Source organism: Vibrio campbellii CAIM 519 = NBRC 15631 = ATCC 25920, from assembly GCF_002163755.1.
GTDB classification, from domain to species: domain Bacteria; phylum Pseudomonadota; class Gammaproteobacteria; order Enterobacterales; family Vibrionaceae; genus Vibrio; species Vibrio campbellii.
In genome coordinates this window covers 918,737-937,280 of record NZ_CP015864.1, presented here as the reverse complement: position 1 = coordinate 937,280, position 18,544 = coordinate 918,737, and the positions used below count along the sequence as shown (strand labels likewise).

At 44.8% G+C, this 18,544-nt stretch carries 22 protein-coding genes; 7 read left to right on the top strand and 15 right to left on the bottom strand.

Annotation, left to right across the window (positions count from 1 at the left end; all coding sequences use genetic code 11):
• Positions 1–97: 97 nt before the first annotated feature.
• Positions 98–532, top strand: coding sequence for an IS200/IS605 family transposase (tnpA, locus tag A8140_RS20175; protein ID WP_033007908.1), 435 nt, complete (start codon positions 98–100; stop codon positions 530–532).
• 257 nt (positions 533–789) lie between these two features.
• Here the strand turns inward: tnpA and A8140_RS20170 are convergent, their stop codons facing one another.
• The 6 genes from A8140_RS20170 to napF all read right to left on the bottom strand — a co-directional run bounded on the left by A8140_RS20170 (position 790) and on the right by napF (position 5,402).
• Positions 790–924 carry a TIGR02808 family protein gene (locus tag A8140_RS20170; protein WP_005537125.1) on the bottom strand — a complete coding sequence of 45 codons (135 nt, stop codon included), beginning with the start codon at positions 922–924 and terminating at the stop codon, positions 790–792.
• Between the two features lie 15 nt (positions 925–939).
• Positions 940–1,518, bottom strand: coding sequence for a NapC/NirT family cytochrome c (locus tag A8140_RS20165; protein WP_005537127.1), 579 nt, complete (start codon positions 1,516–1,518; stop codon positions 940–942).
• A gap of 28 nt (positions 1,519–1,546) precedes the next feature.
• Positions 1,547–2,002: a nitrate reductase cytochrome c-type subunit gene (locus A8140_RS20160; protein WP_005537128.1), complete on the bottom strand. Its 456-nt coding sequence runs from the start codon at positions 2,000–2,002 to the stop codon at positions 1,547–1,549.
• A 76-nt stretch (positions 2,003–2,078) separates the two neighbouring features.
• Positions 2,079–4,568 carry a periplasmic nitrate reductase subunit alpha gene (gene napA, locus A8140_RS20155; RefSeq protein WP_038863536.1) on the bottom strand — a complete coding sequence of 830 codons (2,490 nt, stop codon included), beginning with the start codon at positions 4,566–4,568 and terminating at the stop codon, positions 2,079–2,081.
• Positions 4,565–4,873: a chaperone NapD gene (locus tag A8140_RS20150; protein ID WP_005534557.1), complete on the bottom strand. Its 309-nt coding sequence runs from the start codon at positions 4,871–4,873 to the stop codon at positions 4,565–4,567. Before A8140_RS20150 ends, napA begins: the two co-directional genes overlap by 4 nt.
• A 43-nt stretch (positions 4,874–4,916) precedes the next feature.
• Positions 4,917–5,402 carry a ferredoxin-type protein NapF gene (napF, locus tag A8140_RS20145; RefSeq protein ID WP_005534555.1) on the bottom strand — a complete coding sequence of 162 codons (486 nt, stop codon included), beginning with the start codon at positions 5,400–5,402 and terminating at the stop codon, positions 4,917–4,919.
• 246 nt (positions 5,403–5,648) lie between these two features.
• Between napF and narQ the strand changes: the two genes are divergently transcribed.
• Both narQ and A8140_RS20135 read left to right on the top strand, forming a co-directional pair.
• Positions 5,649–7,385, top strand: a complete 1,737-nt coding sequence (narQ, locus tag A8140_RS20140; RefSeq protein WP_005534552.1) for a nitrate/nitrite two-component system sensor histidine kinase NarQ — start codon at positions 5,649–5,651, stop codon at positions 7,383–7,385.
• Positions 7,372–8,004: a response regulator gene (locus tag A8140_RS20135; RefSeq protein WP_005534549.1), complete on the top strand. Its 633-nt coding sequence runs from the start codon at positions 7,372–7,374 to the stop codon at positions 8,002–8,004. Before narQ ends, A8140_RS20135 begins: the two co-directional genes overlap by 14 nt.
• A 61-nt stretch (positions 8,005–8,065) precedes the next feature.
• Here A8140_RS20135 and A8140_RS20130 read toward each other — a convergent pair whose 3' ends face one another.
• Complete coding sequence (locus A8140_RS20130) at positions 8,066–8,239, bottom strand: hypothetical protein (RefSeq protein WP_005534546.1); 174 nt, start codon at positions 8,237–8,239, stop codon at positions 8,066–8,068.
• Positions 8,240–8,502: 263 nt separating this feature from the next.
• On the opposite strand from A8140_RS20130, the gene A8140_RS20125 reads away from it, so the two are divergent.
• Together A8140_RS20125 and pepT are read left to right on the top strand one after the other, a co-directional pair.
• The gene (locus A8140_RS20125; RefSeq protein ID WP_005534544.1) at positions 8,503–9,363 is read left to right on the top strand and encodes a DUF6279 family lipoprotein; all 861 of its coding nucleotides are present in this window, start codon (positions 8,503–8,505) and stop codon (positions 9,361–9,363) included.
• A gap of 192 nt (positions 9,364–9,555) precedes the next feature.
• Complete coding sequence (pepT, locus tag A8140_RS20120; RefSeq protein ID WP_005534541.1) at positions 9,556–10,785, top strand: peptidase T; 1,230 nt, start codon at positions 9,556–9,558, stop codon at positions 10,783–10,785.
• 123 nt (positions 10,786–10,908) lie between these two features.
• Here pepT and A8140_RS20115 read toward each other — a convergent pair whose 3' ends face one another.
• The 3 genes from A8140_RS20115 to arfB all read right to left on the bottom strand — a co-directional run bounded on the left by A8140_RS20115 (position 10,909) and on the right by arfB (position 14,036).
• Complete coding sequence (locus A8140_RS20115; protein WP_005534538.1) at positions 10,909–11,367, bottom strand: dCMP deaminase family protein; 459 nt, start codon at positions 11,365–11,367, stop codon at positions 10,909–10,911.
• 414 nt (positions 11,368–11,781) lie between these two features.
• Positions 11,782–13,551: a methyl-accepting chemotaxis protein gene (locus A8140_RS20105; protein ID WP_005534534.1), complete on the bottom strand. Its 1,770-nt coding sequence runs from the start codon at positions 13,549–13,551 to the stop codon at positions 11,782–11,784.
• 71 nt (positions 13,552–13,622) lie between these two features.
• A complete protein-coding gene (arfB, locus tag A8140_RS20100; protein ID WP_005433335.1) occupies positions 13,623–14,036 on the bottom strand; it encodes an alternative ribosome rescue aminoacyl-tRNA hydrolase ArfB in 414 nt (137 codons plus the stop codon).
• Between the two features lie 76 nt (positions 14,037–14,112).
• On the opposite strand from arfB, the gene A8140_RS20095 reads away from it, so the two are divergent.
• Positions 14,113–14,715, top strand: a complete 603-nt coding sequence (locus A8140_RS20095) for a beta-phosphoglucomutase family hydrolase (protein ID WP_005534531.1) — start codon at positions 14,113–14,115, stop codon at positions 14,713–14,715.
• A gap of 77 nt (positions 14,716–14,792) precedes the next feature.
• Here A8140_RS20095 and A8140_RS20090 read toward each other — a convergent pair whose 3' ends face one another.
• On the bottom strand, positions 14,793–15,266 hold the full coding sequence (locus A8140_RS20090) for an FKBP-type peptidyl-prolyl cis-trans isomerase (protein WP_005433323.1): 474 nt from the start codon (positions 15,264–15,266) through the stop codon (positions 14,793–14,795).
• A 14-nt stretch (positions 15,267–15,280) separates the two neighbouring features.
• Entirely contained in the window at positions 15,281–15,913 is a 633-nt protein-coding gene (locus A8140_RS20085; RefSeq protein ID WP_005534528.1) for a thiol:disulfide interchange protein DsbA/DsbL, read from the bottom strand.
• A 349-nt stretch (positions 15,914–16,262) separates the two neighbouring features.
• On the opposite strand from A8140_RS20085, the gene A8140_RS20080 reads away from it, so the two are divergent.
• Positions 16,263–16,886, top strand: coding sequence for an OmpA family protein (locus tag A8140_RS20080; RefSeq protein WP_033000462.1), 624 nt, complete (start codon positions 16,263–16,265; stop codon positions 16,884–16,886).
• Positions 16,887–16,968: 82 nt separating this feature from the next.
• Here A8140_RS20080 and A8140_RS20075 read toward each other — a convergent pair whose 3' ends face one another.
• From A8140_RS20075 to A8140_RS20065, 3 genes are all read right to left on the bottom strand, one after another.
• Positions 16,969–17,328, bottom strand: a complete 360-nt coding sequence (locus tag A8140_RS20075) for a glutaredoxin family protein (protein WP_005534522.1) — start codon at positions 17,326–17,328, stop codon at positions 16,969–16,971.
• Positions 17,329–17,467: 139 nt separating this feature from the next.
• Complete coding sequence (locus tag A8140_RS20070; RefSeq protein ID WP_005534520.1) at positions 17,468–18,010, bottom strand: hypothetical protein; 543 nt, start codon at positions 18,008–18,010, stop codon at positions 17,468–17,470.
• On the bottom strand, positions 17,997–18,542 hold the full coding sequence (locus A8140_RS20065; protein WP_005534518.1) for a YaeQ family protein: 546 nt from the start codon (positions 18,540–18,542) through the stop codon (positions 17,997–17,999). The genes A8140_RS20070 and A8140_RS20065 overlap by 14 nt, the downstream gene beginning before the upstream one ends.
• Positions 18,543–18,544 lie beyond the last annotated feature (2 nt).

Here is an 18,544-nt window from a genome sequence, read left to right as displayed (position 1 = left end):
TTCAGTAGGTGGTTATCATCCGTTTCGGCTTTGCCTGTAAAACTACTCATGCTAAATGCGTCTTTGATTTTTCCAGAAGTCAAAGAGGACAAATAACATGAGTAGATACAATCAAGCTTCCCACGTATTTTGGCGATGTCAATATCATATAGTGTGGACTCCAAAGTATCGATTTAGGATCTTGAAGAACAATATAGGTAAAGAAGTTTATCGATGTATTTATGTTTACTGTAATCAACTTGGATGTGAAGTAGTAGAGTTAAATATACAAGTTGACCACGTGCATTTAGTAGTAAAGATTCCACCAAAGCTATCGATATCCAAGTTGATGGGGGTATTGAAAGGCAAAATAGCCTTAAAGCTATTTAGTAAGTTTCCTCATCTCAGGAAGAACAGGCTTTGGGGTAATCACTTTTGGCAAAGAGGCTATTTTGTCGATAGTGTAGGAATCAATGAAGAAATCATACGCCGATATGTAAGACACCAAGAGAAGCAAGAGCGAGTAGAGCAGCACCAGTTGGCGTTGGATTAAACAAAGGCCCCCTTTTAGGGGGCTCACACAAAGCCACCTTCTTTAGAAGGTGGTAATTTACTTCTAACGTTTCAGGGTAAAGCAGAGAAAGGTACAGTGATATTGTGCTTTAGGGTTTCTGAATGTGGGTCAGAAGAGGAGCTTTTAGAGCCTGCTAGTGACGAGGGTTGTTTAGGATACAAAGAAAAAACGCCAAGCAAATGCTTGGCGCTTTTCGTCAACAAAATAGGCAAAAATGTCGACTGGTTTGAGGTGGTTTAGACCTCTTTATCCGTACCTAGTGAGAGTAGCCATAGAGAGATTGCTGCTACTCCGACAAAGCCGGAAAGAATAATGACTGGCATTGCACTGTATCCAAGGAAGTGCCAGATAAAGGATTCAAGATTACTCATTGTCTGTATTTCTCCTTATTGCCAGCCTTCAACGCCGTGCATGTCAGGCAGTTTATGTGCGATACCTTTGTGACAATCTACACAGGTTTTGTCGCCTGACGCCAACGCTGTAGAGTGCTGCGCTGAGGCACGTTTACCTTGCTGAGAGTAGTCCATGTAATCGAACTGATGACAGTTACGACATTCAAGAGAGTCGTTTTTCTTCATACGCGCCCACTCACGTTCGGCAAGGTGCTCACGACGTGCTTGGAACTTCTCTGGCGTATCGATGGTCTTCGTTACGAATTGGGCAAACAGCTCTTTAGATGCTTGAACTTTTCGAACGATTTTATCGGTCCATTCATGTGGTACGTGGCAGTCTGAACAGATTGCACGCACACCAGAGCGGTTCGAGTAGTGAATCGTTTCTTGAATTTCAGCGACGATAGGAGCGTGACAGCCAGAACAGAACTCTTCTGTGTTGGTCGCTTCCATAGTCGTATTGAATGCGCCCCAAAACAGAAGACCACCAGCGAAGCCTAGGAACAAAACTACACCAGCGGCAGCTTTGCTCGGGCTCGACAGTCTCTTCCAAAACGCTTTAAGTATTTTCATAATTAACCTTTTAGTACTCGCGTTTCAATTACTGAAGCGAATCGACTGCCTTAAACTCGTTTTCCACTAATGGTTTACCATCGGTTTGTGGAACGTGACATTGTAAACAGAAGTAACGACGTGGTGACATATCTGCCAATACCGCATCTTCACGGTTAACGTAGTGCGTAACACTGATCTTGGTAGCGCCTGCGTCTTTAGCATTTTTCCAGCTGTGACATGCAAGACATTTGTTTGCGTTCAAAGACACTTCGTAGTTTCGGATGCTGTGTGGGATCAGTGGTGGCTGATATACATAGCTGTCTGCAACGATTTGGTCTTTTGGAAAGTCTTTAAAATCATCTGCAGGACGCGTGTCTTCAAGTTGCGCGCTGCCACGTAGCGAGTCGAGACCGCCTGTGCCGCCTGGGTTATCCAGTTCTGCTTGTGCAACGCCTGTCAATAAAGCACCTACAGATAAAAGTGCGATAAGGTATTTTTTCATCATTTCATCTCCGCCTTATGGCTTAAATTCTTTTTGGGCCGCCGTGTAGACGGCCCTTGCATTCGTTATTTGACGGTTAAGCAATTTTCGTGATTTTGACTGGACACTTCTTAAAGTCTGTCTGTTTAGACAGAGGGTCAGTCGCATCAAGGATCAACTTGTTAATCAAAATACGGGCATCAAAGAACGGTACGAATACCAAGCCTTCAGGTGGACGGTTACGGCCGCGAGTTTCAACACGAACGCGTACTTCACCACGTTTGTTTGCAATCAGAACTTCTTCACCGCGACGAACGTTACGTTTCTTCGCATCAGCAGGGTGCATGTAAACCACCGCGTCAGGAACCGCTTTGTAAAGCTCTGGTACACGACGAGTCATAGTACCTGTGTGCCAGTGCTCAAGAACACGGCCAGTACATAGCCATAGGTCGAACTCTTCGTTTGGCACTTCTGGTGGCGCTTCGTATGGTGCAGAGATGATCTTCGCTTTACCATCAGCATTGCCGTAGAAGTCCCAACCTGAACCAGCTTTCGCATATGGGTCAGAGCCTTCTTTAAAACGCCATTGTGTTTCTTTGCCATCAACAACCGGCCAACGTAGACCACGTACTGTGTGGTAAACATCGTATGGTGCCAAATCGTGACCGTGACCACGGCCAAACGTCGCGTACTCTTCGAACAGACCTTTCTGTACGTAGTAGCCGAAGTGGTGAGCGTCATCGTTCATCTCTCGCGCTTCTTCGATAGGGAACTTGTCGACTTGGCCGTTCTTGAACAGCATGTCGTACATAGTCTTACCGCGGTACTCAGGTGCTTTTGCAAGTAGCTCTTCTGGCCACACTTCTTCCATCTTGAAGCGTTTCGAGAATTCCATTACCTGCCATAGGTCAGATTTTGCATCACCGATGGTTTCTACTTGTTGATACCAAGCTTGAGTACGACGCTCTGCGTTACCGTAAGCACCTTCTTTCTCAATCCACATTGCGGTCGGAAGAACGAGGTCAGCCGCCTGCGCGGTTGCTGTTGGGTATGGGTCTGAAACAACGATGAAGTTGTCTGGGTTACGGTAACCTGGAAGACGCTCAGAGTTAATGTTCGGACCTGCTTGCATGTTGTTGTTACATTGAACCCAGTAACAGTTCAGAACGCCGTCATGCAACATACGGTCTTGAAGTACTGCGTGGAAGCCAGGTTTTGGCGGAATAGTACCTTCTGGTAGTTTCCAGATGTCTTCTGCGATCTTACGGTGTTTAGGGTTAGCAACCACCATGTCTGCTGGTAGGCGGTGAGCAAACGTACCAACCTCACGAGCCGTACCACACGCTGATGGCTGACCTGTTAGTGAGAATGGGCTGTTACCCGGAGTCGCAATCTTACCGGTTAGTAGGTGGATGTTGTAAACCAAATTGTTCATCCATACACCACGAGTATGTTGGTTCATACCCATCGTCCAAAGAGACATCACTTTCGTGTTTGGATCCACGTATTGCTTAGCAAGCTCAATCAGTTTCTCTTTCTCAACACCAGAGATTTCAGACGCTTTCTCTACTGTGTATGGTGCTACTGACTTCTTGTACTCTTCGAAAGAGATAGAAGTTAGTTTGCCTGAGTTCGGGTTCTTCGCTGCTTTTTGTAGCGGATCATCGTCACGTAGACCGTAGCCGATGTCCGTGTCTGCTTGAGTGAAGTTCGTGTGCTTGTTCACGAAGTCCCAGTTTACTGCATCGTTTTCGATGATGTAGTTTGCGATGAAGTTAGCAATCGCAAGGTCAGACTGAGGTTTGAAAATGTAGCCGTGGTCTGCCAACTCAAATGAACGGTGGTAGTAAGTAGAAAGCACGTTCACTTTAACGTGAGGGTGACTTAGACGATGGTCAGTAATACGAGTCCAAAGAACTGGGTGCATTTCTGCCATGTTTGAACCCCAAAGAACGAAGGCATCTGCGTTCTCGAAGTCATCGTAACAGCCCATTGGTTCATCGATACCAAATGCACGCATGAAGCCAACTACCGCAGACGCCATACAGTGACGCGCGTTCGGGTCGATGTTGTTTGAACGGAAGCCTGCTTTCATCATTTTGGCAGCGGCATAACCTTCCATTACGGTCCATTGACCAGAACCGAACATACCGATGCTTGTAGGGCCTTTTTTATCTAAAGACGCTTTCCATTTTTCAGCCATGATGTCGAAAGCGGTATCCCAAGATACAGGAGCGAAGTCGCCGTCTTTGCTGTATTTGCCGTCTTTCATACGTAGAAGAGGCTGAGTTAGGCGATCTTGACCGTACATGATCTTAGAAAGGAAGTAACCTTTGATACAGTTAAGGCCTTTGTTTACTGGTGCTTCAGGGTCACCCTGAGTTGCTACCACTTTGCCGTTTTGTGTACCAACAAGAACAGAACAGCCTGTACCACAGAAACGACAAGGCGCTTTGTCCCATGTTATTTTGGTTTGATCAGAGCTCGCAATCAGATTGGTTGCAGAAGCTGGTAGTGTAATACCTGCGACAGCAGCAGCTGATGCAGCCGCGTTTGCTTTCACAAACGCACGTCTTGTCATTTTCATACTTCACCCTCGATTTGGGAATGTTGTGTTCCAGTGTCTTTTTCTTCCGTTTCTTCAAGCCCAGTTTCGATTTGGTGATAAACCAGTACTGTACTCAAGACGTTCGGTAAATTATTAATCGCATCGATAGTGTCGGTGATGAAACCTTGGTTCTCAGTTTCTAACACCACCACGATTTTGCCTTCTGGACTGTCACCGTAGATCTCCGCGTTTTCGTACGCTTCAATCTGGGTTTTAACTTCAGCCAGATGTTCAGGCAGAACATGGGCTACCAGACTCGAAATGTGCACTTCGTTTAGTGACATACATCTCTCTCGTTTTATTGCCTTTCGTGCCGACCACTGACGGCTAGGCTGTTATATTGCTCACATTAATGGATGAAGTCGGGCACACTGAGACACAGGCGCCGCAGCCGTTACACTCATCAAGGTCTAAACTTGGTTGTGCTACTTTGCCAAGCTCTAGCTTGAACTGAATTGCCATCGGGTCGCACATGTCCCCACAGCTTCGGCATTCGACATTTTGTTTTGCTAAACAGCTATCATTGATGCTCGCTTTTGCCTGCCAAGGCTGTTCCGCTCCCGCTAAAAACAGCGGCTCTGGGCAAGCCTCGGCGCATTGGTAACAAAAGGTGCATTCATCAATAGAAAAATCGACAGTAGGAAACCCACCATCGCTTTTTGTTATAATTTTCGTTTCGCACGCCTCGATGCATTTACCGCAACGAGTGCAATCGTCTGTGAATTGAGTTGGCTTAGCTAACCAAGGAAGACGTACCGAATTGTCCGGTTGCGTTTTACGTGCAAAAAGTCTTCTTCTCGAAAGGTCTACCACTTAGTCACCTCGGAAATTGAAACCCCAGATACGCATAGCCCACAATTTCATTAATAAATTGTCATTTAAGTACATGAGAGTGTAGTTTTTGACATATATGTATAAATACCTCTTAGGAGGTAATTGGGATGCTATATTGTTTTAGATCAATAAATTCCGAAGCAGGTGATCACATATTGATAAAGTTGGAAGATGATGCGTGTTGTATAAAGGCAAACATGGTTATCAAACGAGCGGAGTTCAGAGTTGTTTAAAAATGTGAAAAAGTCAGTAACACGCACAATCGCATCTGCCATGATGTTGATTTTGCTTCTTTCAGTGGCGACAACTGGCTTTGCTATTTTCACTCTTGCGTCGAGCCTTAATGATGCAGAAGCGGTTAACGTAGCGGGCTCAATGCGAATGCAGAGCTATCGTCTAGCTCATGATATTCAAAGTGAATCTGTTGACTATTCTTCACATATTGACTTATTTGAGCAGTCAATTTACTCCCATTCAATGCTGGCGCTTCAACATTGGTCAGTGCCAGAAGATATTACAAAAGACTACTACCGACTGATTCTTCGTTGGCATGAACTGAAATCGGTACTTAAGAGCCAAGACAGAGGCCAATATCTGATCTTAGTCGCTGGTTTTGTTCAACAAATTGATGCTTTTGTATTTAAGCTACAGAACTATTCAGAACAAAAACTGATCAACTTAGCTTGGATTGGTGGGTTAGGGCTTGGCGGCATACTGTGTGTGAGTATGTTCGTTGTACACTTTGTTAGGCTAGAAGTCGTCAGGCCGCTTCGTGCGCTGGTGTTTGCTAGTGAGCAAATTCAGAATCGTTCGTTTAACGTTTCGCTCAATGTTTCGAGTGATAACGAAATGGGCATTTTGACCAAAACTTTCAATAGGATGGCGAACGATCTTGGTAAGCTCTATCGAGGTTTGGAGCAAGCAGTAGACGAGAAAACACGTAAGCTGCAACACGCAAACCAATCGCTTAGAGTATTGTATGATTCGTCGAAAGAGTTGACTGCTTCTCGAATCCATCAAGAAAATTTCCAAGCGATTTTACAACATATTGCAAGTTTGGAAGGAATTCGTGCTGTTAAGCTCGAAATAGACCAAATAGGGGAACCCAACTGGATACTTACTGAGGGTGAGGAGTGTCGTCATGAGTGTGACAGTGAATGTCACACCAAAACACTAACGCTAGATGGCGTACACCTTGGGTATTTGCATTGGAAAGCGGGCCTACCATGCCCGAATGAGTCTCTTATTGATAACTTTGTTCAAATCTTATCTCGTGCGGTATATTACAACCGAGCACAAAGACAAGCAGAACAGCTACTGCTTATGGAAGAGCGCGCTACTATCGCACGTGAATTACATGATTCATTGGCTCAAGCTCTGTCTTATTTGAAGATTCAAGTATCGTTGCTTAAAAGAAGCGTGAAGAATATTCCAGACGAGAAAGCGATTGCTCAGACCAACCAAGTGATTGCTGAATTGGATACTGGATTATCGGCGGCATACACCCAGTTAAGAGAGCTTTTGACGACATTCCGCTTAACGATAAAAGAAGGCAGTTTTGGTCAGGCACTGCAGGAGATGGTTTCGACGCTTGATGATCAAACAGCAGCGAATATCTCACTTAATAATGAGCTTTCTTCAACAGAATTAGATGCGCACCAACAGGTCCATCTACTACAGTTGATTAGAGAAGCGGCGATAAATGCAATCAAGCATGCTCAAGCAAACAATATCGAGATTCAATGTCTTGATTCTGATGGGAAAGTCACAGTGACCGTTGTCGATGATGGTATAGGCTTTGAGCAGCAAGACGAAAAATTAAATCATTACGGTATGAGCATCATGCAAGAGCGAGCAACAAGATTGCATGCAGATTTGCAAATTGAAGCGGCAACGAACAGCGGCTGTATCGTAAGACTAGAATTCCAACATAGTAAGGAAGTAAACATTGACAGTGTGTAAAGTAATGCTTGTGGATGATCACCCACTCATGAGACGTGGTATCCATCAGCTTCTCAGTTTCGAGCCAGAGTTTGAAGTGGTTGCAGAGGCAAGCAGCGGCGCAGATGCGGTTGCTACAGCTCACGAACTAGAACTGGATTTGGTACTTCTTGATCTGAACATGAAAGGCATGTCGGGCCTAGATACGCTGAAAGCGCTGCGCGCAGACGGTTGTGAGGCTCGTATAGTGATCCTGACGGTATCGGATAGCCCTGCCGACATCGAAGCCATTGTGCGAAGTGGAGCAGATGGTTACCTGTTAAAGGATACTGAGCCAGATGAATTGGTTGAATTGCTGAAACAAGCGCACGAAGGGGATAAGGCATACAGCCAAGCGGTAGCTAAATACCTTAATGAGCGAGAAGGGCAAGAAGACGTGTTCGATACGCTGACCGAACGTGAAACGCAGATCTTGCAGGAGGTCGCACGTGGCTTCCGAAACAAGCAGATCGCCGACCGTCTGTTCATCTCTGAATCGACTGTTAAAGTGCACATGAAGAGCTTGCTCAAGAAGCTGAAAGTGCCTTCTCGTACAGCAGCAACCGTGCTTTACCTAGAGCGATTTGGCGAAATTAAATAACCTTTAAACGCCCACTCTAAAAACGCCAGATACAAAAAACCGCCCGAGTTAGGGCGGTTTTTCATTTGTCTGGGCGAATTGAGTACAGGTCACTGTTGTGTTTGCCGCACCCCAAATAGTAATGATGTGCCGCGCGTTTATCTTCTGCGACGACATTCATACTGTGGATTTTCCCCTCTTCGAAGTAACGAATTTCGTACTCTACACTCGTATCAAGTTGCTCAGCAGCAGCCATGCTACGCCTCCATAAACTATCCAGTTGCTATTGATGCAACTTATATACCATTTAGAGAACGCTGTATCGTTCAAGATTTGGCCTAAAATTGCGCCCTAACTCACTTTTTTGCGAATAGTTGTGATAAAAAAGTTAATTTCAAACTCTATATACTACAAGAGTGGCAATGTAACTTTGCCGGACTGACGAAAGTTTGCCGCAATAATAAGTGATTTAGATTGAGTATAGAACTTAATCAATAAAAAAGGGAATATGGATCGGTGATGAAATTAAAAAGTTTATCTAATAAAGCGGTTCGATATGGATGCATCTTGATATCTATTTTGGTGTTAGCTGGGTGTGCTAAAAAATTTCTATACAGTAATCTTGATTGGGTAGTGATTGAATATTTAGATGACTATGTCTCCCTAGATGGAGAACAAGAGGCGTTGCTGGAAGAGCGTATATTATTATTAGCGGATTGGCATAAAGAAGAGGAATTACCTTTATATATCGATCACTTAAAACAATTAGAAGCGCTTAATAAAGACAGCGTTACGTTGGGCGCCTTACAATCGAACCGAGAACAAATGCGCGACCACTATCAACGTTTGGTTTCCAAAGCGGCACCAGACCTGTTTTCACTGAGTATGCAGCTCGACAGCAAACAAGAAATCGAGTTTATCGATAGTGTAAAAGAACGTTACAAAGAGCGGGATGAAAAATACGCAGGTAAAACGGAACAAGAGCTACGAGAAGTTGTCCTAGAGAGTACTGAAGAGTGGATGGAGGAATGGCTTGGTAAATTATCAAGACAACAAAAAGCACGCGCCAAACAGCTTTCTCAAGATGTGATCATAAATAGTCCACTATGGCGTGACTATCGCTCGTCTATAATTCAAGAACTCGAATACCTTTTCGAAAATAAAAGTAACAGCGTGGTTTACCAGCAGGTATTCATGAAACTCTTATTTGAGCCAGAAAGTTATTATAGTGATCAACTAACCAAGAATATTGATCATAATATTGCACTAACGGATCAATTCACCCTAGATATTTCCCAAACAATGAGTGATAAACAGTGGCGACACTTCCACGGAAAAGTCCGTGAATGGCGAGAGCTTGCTGAAGACTTATTGAATTAATTCTCTATAAAACAACCTCTTAATGTGAGTGCTGATGGAGCCTGTCAGCACTTTCTAATGAAAAACTGATTCAAAGCAAATTCTTATTGTGGCACGAGCGTAACATGACTTGTCGAACCATGTTGGATAGGATCCTCGCACACCTTACATCCCTGTGCGTGGCATCCTTCGCTCAAAACAATGAGAATAATTATGAAGCATTTAGTTGAAAGATTTCTTCGCTACGTCACGTTCGATACTCAATCTAATCCCCACGAAACAGCTTGCCCAAGCAGCGGCGGGCAACTTGTATTTGCTCAGCAGCTTAAAAAAGAAATGATTGAACTTGGTTTAAGCAATGTGACCTTGAGTGACAATGGCTACCTAATGGCTAAGCTGCCATCTAACGTTGATTATGATGTGCCAGCAATTGGTTTTATCGCACACATGGACACGGCTCCTGATGCTTCAGGTAAGAACGTAAACCCACAGTTTATTGAAGACTACCAAGGTGGCGATATCGCACTTGGTCTAGGTGATGAAGTGCTTTCTCCGGTGCAGTATCCTGATTTGCACGAGCTTCATGGCCACAACCTTATTACCACAGATGGCACAACGCTTCTTGGCGCTGACAACAAAGCGGGCATTGCAGAGATTCTTTCTGCGGTAGCTATGTTGATTGAAAACCCAGAAATCCCACATGGTGACATCTGTATTGGTTTTACTCCCGACGAAGAAATTGGTCGCGGTGCTGACTTGTTTGATGTTGAGAAGTTCGGCGCGGAATGGGCGTACACCATCGATGGTGGCCCTCAAGGCGAGCTGGAATACGAAAACTTCAATGCAACCAGTGCGGATGTCACTTTCCATGGCGTGAGCGTTCATCCAGGCACTGCGAAAGGCAAACTGGTTAATGCGATGAACTTGGCGGCTAAATTCCAAGTGCAGATGCCAGAAGATCAAACGCCAGAAACTACAGAAGGCTACGAAGGCTTCTTCCACCTAAAATCTGGTGAACTTGGTGTGGCTCGTAGTGAGTTAGGCTACATCATTCGTGACTTTGACCGCGAAGGTCTGGAAAATCGCAAAGCCTATATGCAGAAGCTAGTCGATGATATGAACGCAGGCTTGAAGCACGGTTCGGTTGAGTTGAAGCTCACTGACAGCTATTACAATATGCGTGAAATGGTTGAACCATATCCACATATTATCGATTTGGCGAAACAAGCGATGGAAGTGTGCGATGTTGAGCCTCTTATTAAGCCAATTCGTGGTGGTACAGACGGTGCCCGTTTGTCGTTTATGGGCTTGCCTTGTCCGAACATCTTCACAGGTGGCTACAACTTCCACGTTATCCATGAATTTATCTCCATAGAGATGATGGAGAAGTCTGTTCAAGTGATCGTTAAGATTGCTGAGCTAACGGCCAAGAAGCACGGTTAATCGCGCTAATTAATTAACCTCACCACAAGAAAAACAAAAGCCCAGACGTCTGTCTGGGCTTTTTGGTTGGTTTTGGCAAACGTTTAGATTGTCTGAACATTTACACAAAAGCTGAGTAACGTCTTAACGAACGCTTTTCTCTTCGATCTCGTTGATTGGTAGCCAGTTCACTTCAACACCCGCTTGGTCGAACATGTCTTGGCTCACTTTAATCTTGTCGCCCCAGCGAGATAAGAAATCTTCAGATTGTTCAGGGCAGCTTACACGTGCAATCCCTGTTTGAATGATTTTTGCTGCACAGTTCGGGCAAGGGAAGTGGGTTACCCAAATATCACAACCATCTAAGTCACGCTTCGAAAACAAAATTGCGTTCTCTTCTGCGTGAAGCGTTTTTAGGTATTTCAGTTCACGTTCATCTGTATCAACGCTGTCAGATACGCCGTGTGGGTAGCCGTTGAAGCCAACAGAAACAATACGGTTATTTTTGGTGATTACCGCGCCAACTTGTGTGGATGGATCTTTACTCCATGACGCAACAAGTTCAGCCATCTGGTAGAACCGTTTCTCCCATTTAGAAATCATACTCATCCTCTCGGTCGAAAGCTTTGAATTGTCTGCATGATAACGCATTCAGTTTAAAAAAATAGTCAAAACACTCACGGTAATTATGAAGTGTCGATTTTTACGTGAAGCTGATGAATTAATGTCTAATTTATCGGTATGTTTTCACCACAAAATCACAGTGATTTTCCGCGTGATTCGTATACATGATCGCAATAATTTTATCCTGCTGGTCACCATGTTTGGTAGAACTCCCACGTACCATTCAAGCAGAAGCGAGCGCTGATGCAGTATTGGATCTCCACGGAAAAAGCTCTGAACTGTTCCTCTGGATAACGAATAAGCGCTGAGCTACCTTAAATAGAAAAGCCCAAAGCATGAGAATGCTCGGGCTTTTTGATGGTATTAATTTAAATCTGAATATGCGAACTTGGCTTACGCGCTGCGGGTTTTAAATTCCGCGACTGCATCGTCCATGCCATGGGCTTGAGCAGAGACAGAATCGACTTCATGCAGACATTCTTGTGCGGATTGCATGTTGTTTTCAGAAATCACGTTCAGCTCAGTAATCGAGTCGCTGACTTGATTCATCACTATGCCTTGCTCTTCGATGGCAGAAGCGATGCGTTCAGAGTTACCTTGAATTGCATGCATGTCTGCAATGATCTGCTGAAGGCTTGAGTCGAGCTTCTCAGATGCTTGAAGGGTTTGCTGACCTTGGTCGTTACATTGATCGATATCTGATACCACCATAGACATTTGCGATTGAATGTCTGATACCACGCGAGTGATTTCTTCTGTCGATTGATGAGTACGGCTGGCTAGTGCGCGTACTTCATCCGCTACCACGGCGAAGCCACGACCTTGCTCGCCCGCCCGCGCTGCTTCAATGGCTGCGTTTAGCGCGAGTAGGTTAGTTTGCTCTGCAATATCTTGAATGATATTCACTGCACCGCCAATCTTTGCAACGTGCTCGCTAAGCGATCCGATTGACTGCTGACTATTCGAAAGAATACCGGTTAATTGACCGACATTCGTTACTGTGGTTTCAACAACGGTACGACCTTGTTCCGCATTGTTTGCGGCTTGGTGAACGCCTTCTACTGCTACAGAGGTACTTTCCGAGATTTCACCAATAGTGGCGACCATTTGCTGAACTGCGGTTGCCATTGATGAAGTATGATCGGCTTGAGCGTGGAATTGCTCCATCACGCCTTCTAGTTCACGATGCATATTATCGGTGCTTGCTGATAGCTGTGCTGACTTCTCTTGCGTGCCGTGAATCAAGTGCTCAAGTTTATCCAACAGATCGTTTAAGTGATGGCTGATGTCCGCCAATTCATCTTTGCCTGCTAACTCTGAACGCAAGCCCATATTGTTGCTTTCGCTGATATTTTTGATCGTCGCAAGTAGGCTGCTAACACGGGTATTGATTGAGCGTGAAATTTGCAGAATCAAGGCGAAGATAACAACGAAGACGACGGCAGTGATGACTTGTTTCACCATGGTGTTTTGCGCATCACGAGCTTCTGCCGCTTGGCTCAACGCAGATGAGAAGGTCTTAAATTGCTCTTCAACTGCATGTGATAGGGCACGAGTGTCACCCAGTAAACCTTTGTTGTATGCCACACCAATTGTCTGCTTTTGCGTAGCAAGTTGGCGCGCATTCTCGATTAATGAAGGAACATACAAACTTTGCAACAGAACGTCGTCCATTTTCCCGGCTTTGACGCCTTGTGCGAACTTGGTTAACGCCATCAGTTGCTGGTGGTTTGCATTCTGTTCAGCTTCCAACAACGCTTGTTCAAAGTTTGCCAGTAGACCGCTGTCGGCATTTAAACCATAGCGCTCGTAAGCGGAAACCAAATTCTGGAAACCTTTTTGATAGGCAAGTAAGTCCTGTGTAAATTGGAGGCTAGAAGGGAGGTCATAACGGTTTAGGATGCCAGACAATTCTTGTTCGGTTCTGATAAATTTATCGACGTTTCCATTGAATTTGTCGAGGTATTTGATATTGCTGCGTAACAAGAAGTCTTTTTCATTGCGACGTAGGTTAAGGAGACGAATTTCGAGATCGCCAACCAATTTAATCGCGTGATTGAGCTCTTGGCTTTGGTTCGCGAAGTGTGACGAGGTACCCAATAGGGCCACAATACCTAAAATGGCAATTACTCCAAGGGAGTAGAGCTTGTTCCTTATAGTCATAGAGTTTGTCCTGAATAGTTGACTAAAGTAAGGAACCCAACAAGGCTCCCAATGGCTAGCTCTGACGTTTGCTAGTACAGCACTTTCTGGCGTTGCTGTTTTTTTGTCGCTTGCTTGTTTTTACTATCAAGTCTGCGACGTTGCGAAGCGCGAGTTGGTTTGGTTTTAATACGCTTCTTTTCTTGTCGGCTTGCAGATTGTATTAACGCTTGTAATCGATTTAGTGCGTCTTCTTTGTTCTGCTCTTGTGTCCGAAACTGTTGCGCTTTAATGATGATCACGCCATCTTTGGATATCCGGCTGTCTGAAAGGGCGAGAAGTCGCTCTTTATAGAATTCCGGCAGTGTGGAATGACGTACGTCAAAGCGCAAATGTATCGCGGACGATACCTTATTAACGTTCTGCCCACCATTTCCTTGAGCCCGGATAGGCAATAATTGGATTTCCCAATCTTGAATTGTGACGGAGTTCGAAATTTTGAGCATGATAACTAAATGCCAATAAGGAATGGGATGATGGCTGATAAATTACCATCAGAGATGTACAAATAGAAGAATTGACATGAACACAATAGATTTAAGCCCCTATAAAGGGTTAATTTTCGACATGGACGGTACCTTGATTGATACCATGCCTGCGCATTTGGCGGCGTGGCAAGCAACGGCGGATCGTTTCGACTTCCCTTTCAACCAAGAGTGGTTACACAGCTTAGGTGGCATGCCAAGCTTCAAAATTGTTGGTGAAGTAAATCGTCAGCATGGTTTGTCTCTCGACCCAAAAACCGTTTCTCGCTTCAAAATGGACACGTTTTCTGAGATGGAGCAACACGGTGAAGTTATCTCATGCACTAATACCGTTTTGGATAAGTATCTTGGCAGCAAGAAGATTGCCGTGGGCACAGGTAGCCAGCGCGACAGCGCACTGCGTCTACTAGCAAAAGCAGGTATCCTGAAAAAGCTGAATGCTGTGGTTACGGCTACTGACGTTGAAAACCACAAACCATTCCCAGACACGTTTCTTATGGCTGCAGAACAACTTGGTTTGAGCGCACAAGATTGTGTGGTGTTTGAAGATACCGAGTTAGGCAAGAAAGCTGCGCACGCCGCCGGTATGGATTGTGTGATGGTAGAAGAGAATAAGTTAGTGTTTTATCCGAAAGCGTAATACTTCGGGCCAGAAAATCATACCCAATAAAAAAACGCCGCAACTGATGCGGCGTTTTTCTTTATTTTTGCTGAGGATTATTGGATGTCCAATAGCTCAACGTCAAATATCAGTACGCTTGCTGGTGGGATAGGGCCAGTACCATTTTTACCGTAGCCAAGTGTGCTTGGTACGAATAGGCGAATCTTCTCACCGACAACCATGTACTGCAGGCCTTCTTGCCAGCCTTTGATTACTTGGTTTAGACCGAACGTGATTGGCTCGCCGCGCTCTACAGAGCTATCGAAAACCGTACCGTCGATCAGTGTGCCGTGGTAGTGCACTTTCACTTTGCTGTTTGCAGCTGGGTGAACGTCACCAGTACCTTTTTCAAGTACAAGGTATTGCAGGCCGCTCTCAGTGGTAATCACGCCTTCTTTCTTGCTATTTTCTAGCAGAAATTCTTGACCCTTCGAAAAGTTTTCGTCTGCCACTTTGTGGTTCGTCCAAGTACGGTAGATAAAGAATGCCGCTAGGACAAAAATAATAAGAGGAAACAGAAATTTAGACACAATAGCTCCTTGTCTTATTTTGGTTGTTTTAGCAGATAGTTGATGGTGTCTGCCATTGCTTCAACGGTTTCATGACCACCTGTGATCACTTGGTACTTACCGTTTACGATGAAGGCAGGCACTGAGTTGATTTGACCACGAGTCGTGATCTGCTCTGTTTTAGTGATGTATTCAAACAGTTTTGCTTGTTGAGCATCGTCTAGTTGATAAGGGCTCACTAGATTACGAGACTCGAATGCTTTCTCTACCGCTGCTTGACGCTCATCAGCAGTCGCTTCTGCTCCCATTTGAACCGCCGCGAATAGTTCTTCCATAAACGCTTTGTCAGGCGTACCGTTCACCTGCATTGCTGCTGTGTAGAAAATGATTGCGCTGATTTGTGCACTCTCATTGAAGGTTACGTGCATTTTCTCGACTTTTTGTTCTGTCAAAGATTCGATTTTTGGCACAAATTGTTCCATGGTACGGCAGTGACCACAGTTCAGAGAAAACACCTCAGTAACAGGAGCCAGGTTGTACTCTGCAAGAGAGACTGGCAACACTTCGTATTGTTTGCCTTGTTGTGGCTGACTATTGCCGTTATCACAAGCCGTTAGGGCAAATACTGCGGCAAAAAGTGCTGCACCTTTAGAAATAGTTTTAAACATGGGTAAAGCTCTAAATAGTAGAATTATTGCTAGTTTATCGGTTAACGGTATCGACGAAAACCATTAATACGGCTTGTTACACTAAAGTGAGATAATCGAAGAAAGTTTAGACAAAACAGAGCAATGACGCAGAAAATAAAGGTGCTGATGCTTGAAAAAGACGAATCTCGTCCACTTCAAAGGAGAGCAGTCATTCACCGAAAGCCGCAGAATTAGAAAAATGAAGGTGCATATGGGATCTTTGGCACGATAGGTGCTTGCTAAATGAAGATAAATAGCAATGGGCACTAAAGTTTGGGCAATTTAAGCCGACACAGTGAACAAGAATTCATTCTACGTTGGTAACGGTATGAAGCATTGGTTTTTAGTTGCATGTGGTTTCTTAGCCGGATGCACCAGCATTAATTCAGATATGGTTCCGGGCGGCAACATGTTAGACACCGCTCCTCGAACTAATTCAGAGCTTAGACATCCAGAGTGGGGTTATGCAAAGTCATACTCTTCTGCGCCTCGTTATGTTGCTCAGGTACCGAGCTCAATGGAAAAAAAGTCACAGGGCGTGATGTCATTGGAGATGCTCTTAAATAGACATCAGATCGCCCATGAAACCATCAGTGGCGAACATCTTATGATACGTTTGAAGGAGCAAGTTCATTTTCAAACTGGCTCTGCAAGGTTATCGGCGCAATCTCAAGACTGGATACAGAGCCTTGGGCATTATCTTGCCGGACGCACTGACGTCGATGTGGTGATTGATGGCCATGCGGACAGCACGGGGGCGGCGAGCTTCAATGATTCGTTGTCTGAGAAACGTGCGCGTGAAGTTGAAAAGCAGCTACTTGCGACTAGCTTGCCACGCCAAAGAGTGTTCTCTCGAGGCTTTGGTGAATACGTACCGCAGTGTAGTAACGCAACGGCGAGTGGTAAAGCATGTAATCGTCGAGTGGAGCTGATGCTGATTGTCGATCAGTAACCACCATTTTAAGCCATTGAGATAAAAGAAAAGAGGCACCGTTTGGTGCCTCTTTTACATCCGCCAATGTTCTTAGGGGGAACTAGGCAAATTCTTTTTCAATGTAAGCGACAATGTCTGAAGATTCGTAAAGCCATTGCGTTTCGCCATCTTTTTCAATGCGAAGGCAAGGAACTTTCACGCGACCGCCACCTTGCTCTAGTGCTTCACGGTGTACTGGGTCATTTTTCGCATCACGCAACTCAATGTTTACAGATTGACGCTTCATAGCACGACGAACTTTTACGCAGAAAGGACAAGCTTCAAATTGGTAAAGTGCGTAATTTTGAGCTTTATCATCAACGCTTTTCTGGGCTTCTGCTGAGCGTTTAACGCCGCGAGGTGAGAATACTGCGTTGAGAAGTAGAATGATTTTTCCCAAAATCCAGCGGATAAACTTCATAATGATCCCTTGATGTTCAGTGGATGAATGTCCTTGGTTTTCATGCAACAACCGACGTGAGGAAATCGTTTAACGAGAAGAGTTGTTGCATAAGAGGGCGTAGTCTATCAGGTGTTTGGTTTTGACAAAACCATGTTTTTTATGAGGAAAAAAGACGTTTCACCCAACCAAAGAGTCCATTTGCTTTTGCAGGGTTCGCTTCTTTACCGAGATAAAAGCTTTGCATCAAGTCTGTACGGAATGCATCTAAGTCCATACGTTTGATCACCAGCTCATGCTGCAGGGTATTTTGTGTTTGCTCTGCGTGATCATGAGCAAGGCTGAAATCCATATTCAGGTAGCCTTGAGTGTATAGCCATAAGTGCGTGACCAATACTAAGTCTTCGGCAGACTGGTTAGTGAACTTCTCAGCATTCTCTTCGCCCAACGTATCACTGAATACTTGCTGCATTTTGTGAGTGGATGTGGCGTGCTGCTCATACAGCGCACTGGCTTCGATATGAGACTTAGTCAAAAGCCCGAGTAAATGCAGCGCAGGGGCTGTGTCAGGCTTGTTTTCACATACTCTAATGAACAATGGGGCTTGTTCTTTTACCCAGCGTCGCCTTGCTGCTTTATGCTCGTCAACGAAGGGAATGTTTTTGAACCCCATTTCTTGGATCAGTTCATTAAGAGGCGTCATTACTTTGCAATTCCTTCACCGTAACTTCGACGTGTTGTTCGTTAATATCAACGAAAATAGAGGTGCCGGTAATCATAACAGATAGGCTAGTGCCACGGTCAAGGTGCTGTGAAATCAAATCGATAGCATCGTAATCTAGGCTTGCCACGTCGACAGGAAGCATGCCAAATTTGCTAGCCATCTTGTCCCACCAAACTGACGCTTTGGTGTTGTAGGTGTAGACTTTCACATTCTTAGCCAAGCGGGTCGCTTTCTTGATGCGATCTGGCTCTGGCTCACCAATCTCAATCCAATGTGTGATGGATTGATCGTCCTCAACACGCCACAAGTCTGGCTCTTCTGTTGTAGAGAGACCTTTAGTGAACTCGAGATCATCCTGTGCATTCAAGCAGAACGCGAAAATACGAGCCAGCATACGCTGTGGCTTTTCAGAGGGATGAAGGGCGATAGTCAGGTTTTTTGAATCGTAGTAATCGTTGTTCATATCGGAGATAGCGATACGAAACTTGTATATTGTTGGTTTTAGAGCCATGG

Bases quoted from the DNA above. Each gene is read 5' to 3' on its own strand.
- tnpA (WP_033007908.1), top strand. From the start codon at position 98: ATGAGTAGATACAATCAAGCTTCCCACGTATTTTGGCGATGTCAATAT.
- A8140_RS20170 (WP_005537125.1), bottom strand. From the start codon at position 924: ATGAGTAATCTTGAATCCTTTATCTGGCACTTCCTTGGATACAGTGCA.
- A8140_RS20165 (WP_005537127.1), bottom strand. From the start codon at position 1,518: ATGAAAATACTTAAAGCGTTTTGGAAGAGACTGTCGAGCCCGAGCAAA.
- A8140_RS20160 (WP_005537128.1), bottom strand. From the start codon at position 2,002: ATGAAAAAATACCTTATCGCACTTTTATCTGTAGGTGCTTTATTGACA.
- napA (WP_038863536.1), bottom strand. From the start codon at position 4,568: ATGAAAATGACAAGACGTGCGTTTGTGAAAGCAAACGCGGCTGCATCA.
- A8140_RS20150 (WP_005534557.1), bottom strand. From the start codon at position 4,873: ATGTCACTAAACGAAGTGCACATTTCGAGTCTGGTAGCCCATGTTCTG.
- A8140_RS20130 (WP_005534546.1), bottom strand. From the start codon at position 8,239: ATGGCTGCTGCTGAGCAACTTGATACGAGTGTAGAGTACGAAATTCGT.
- A8140_RS20125 (WP_005534544.1), top strand. From the start codon at position 8,503: ATGAAATTAAAAAGTTTATCTAATAAAGCGGTTCGATATGGATGCATC.
- pepT (WP_005534541.1), top strand. From the start codon at position 9,556: ATGAAGCATTTAGTTGAAAGATTTCTTCGCTACGTCACGTTCGATACT.
- A8140_RS20115 (WP_005534538.1), bottom strand. From the start codon at position 11,367: ATGATTTCTAAATGGGAGAAACGGTTCTACCAGATGGCTGAACTTGTT.
- A8140_RS20105 (WP_005534534.1), bottom strand. From the start codon at position 13,551: ATGACTATAAGGAACAAGCTCTACTCCCTTGGAGTAATTGCCATTTTA.
- arfB (WP_005433335.1), bottom strand. From the start codon at position 14,036: ATGCTCAAAATTTCGAACTCCGTCACAATTCAAGATTGGGAAATCCAA.
- A8140_RS20095 (WP_005534531.1), top strand. From the start codon at position 14,113: ATGAACACAATAGATTTAAGCCCCTATAAAGGGTTAATTTTCGACATG.
- A8140_RS20085 (WP_005534528.1), bottom strand. From the start codon at position 15,913: ATGTTTAAAACTATTTCTAAAGGTGCAGCACTTTTTGCCGCAGTATTT.
- A8140_RS20080 (WP_033000462.1), top strand. From the start codon at position 16,263: ATGAAGCATTGGTTTTTAGTTGCATGTGGTTTCTTAGCCGGATGCACC.
- A8140_RS20075 (WP_005534522.1), bottom strand. From the start codon at position 17,328: ATGAAGTTTATCCGCTGGATTTTGGGAAAAATCATTCTACTTCTCAAC.
- A8140_RS20070 (WP_005534520.1), bottom strand. From the start codon at position 18,010: ATGACGCCTCTTAATGAACTGATCCAAGAAATGGGGTTCAAAAACATT.
- A8140_RS20065 (WP_005534518.1), bottom strand. From the start codon at position 18,542: ATGGCTCTAAAACCAACAATATACAAGTTTCGTATCGCTATCTCCGAT.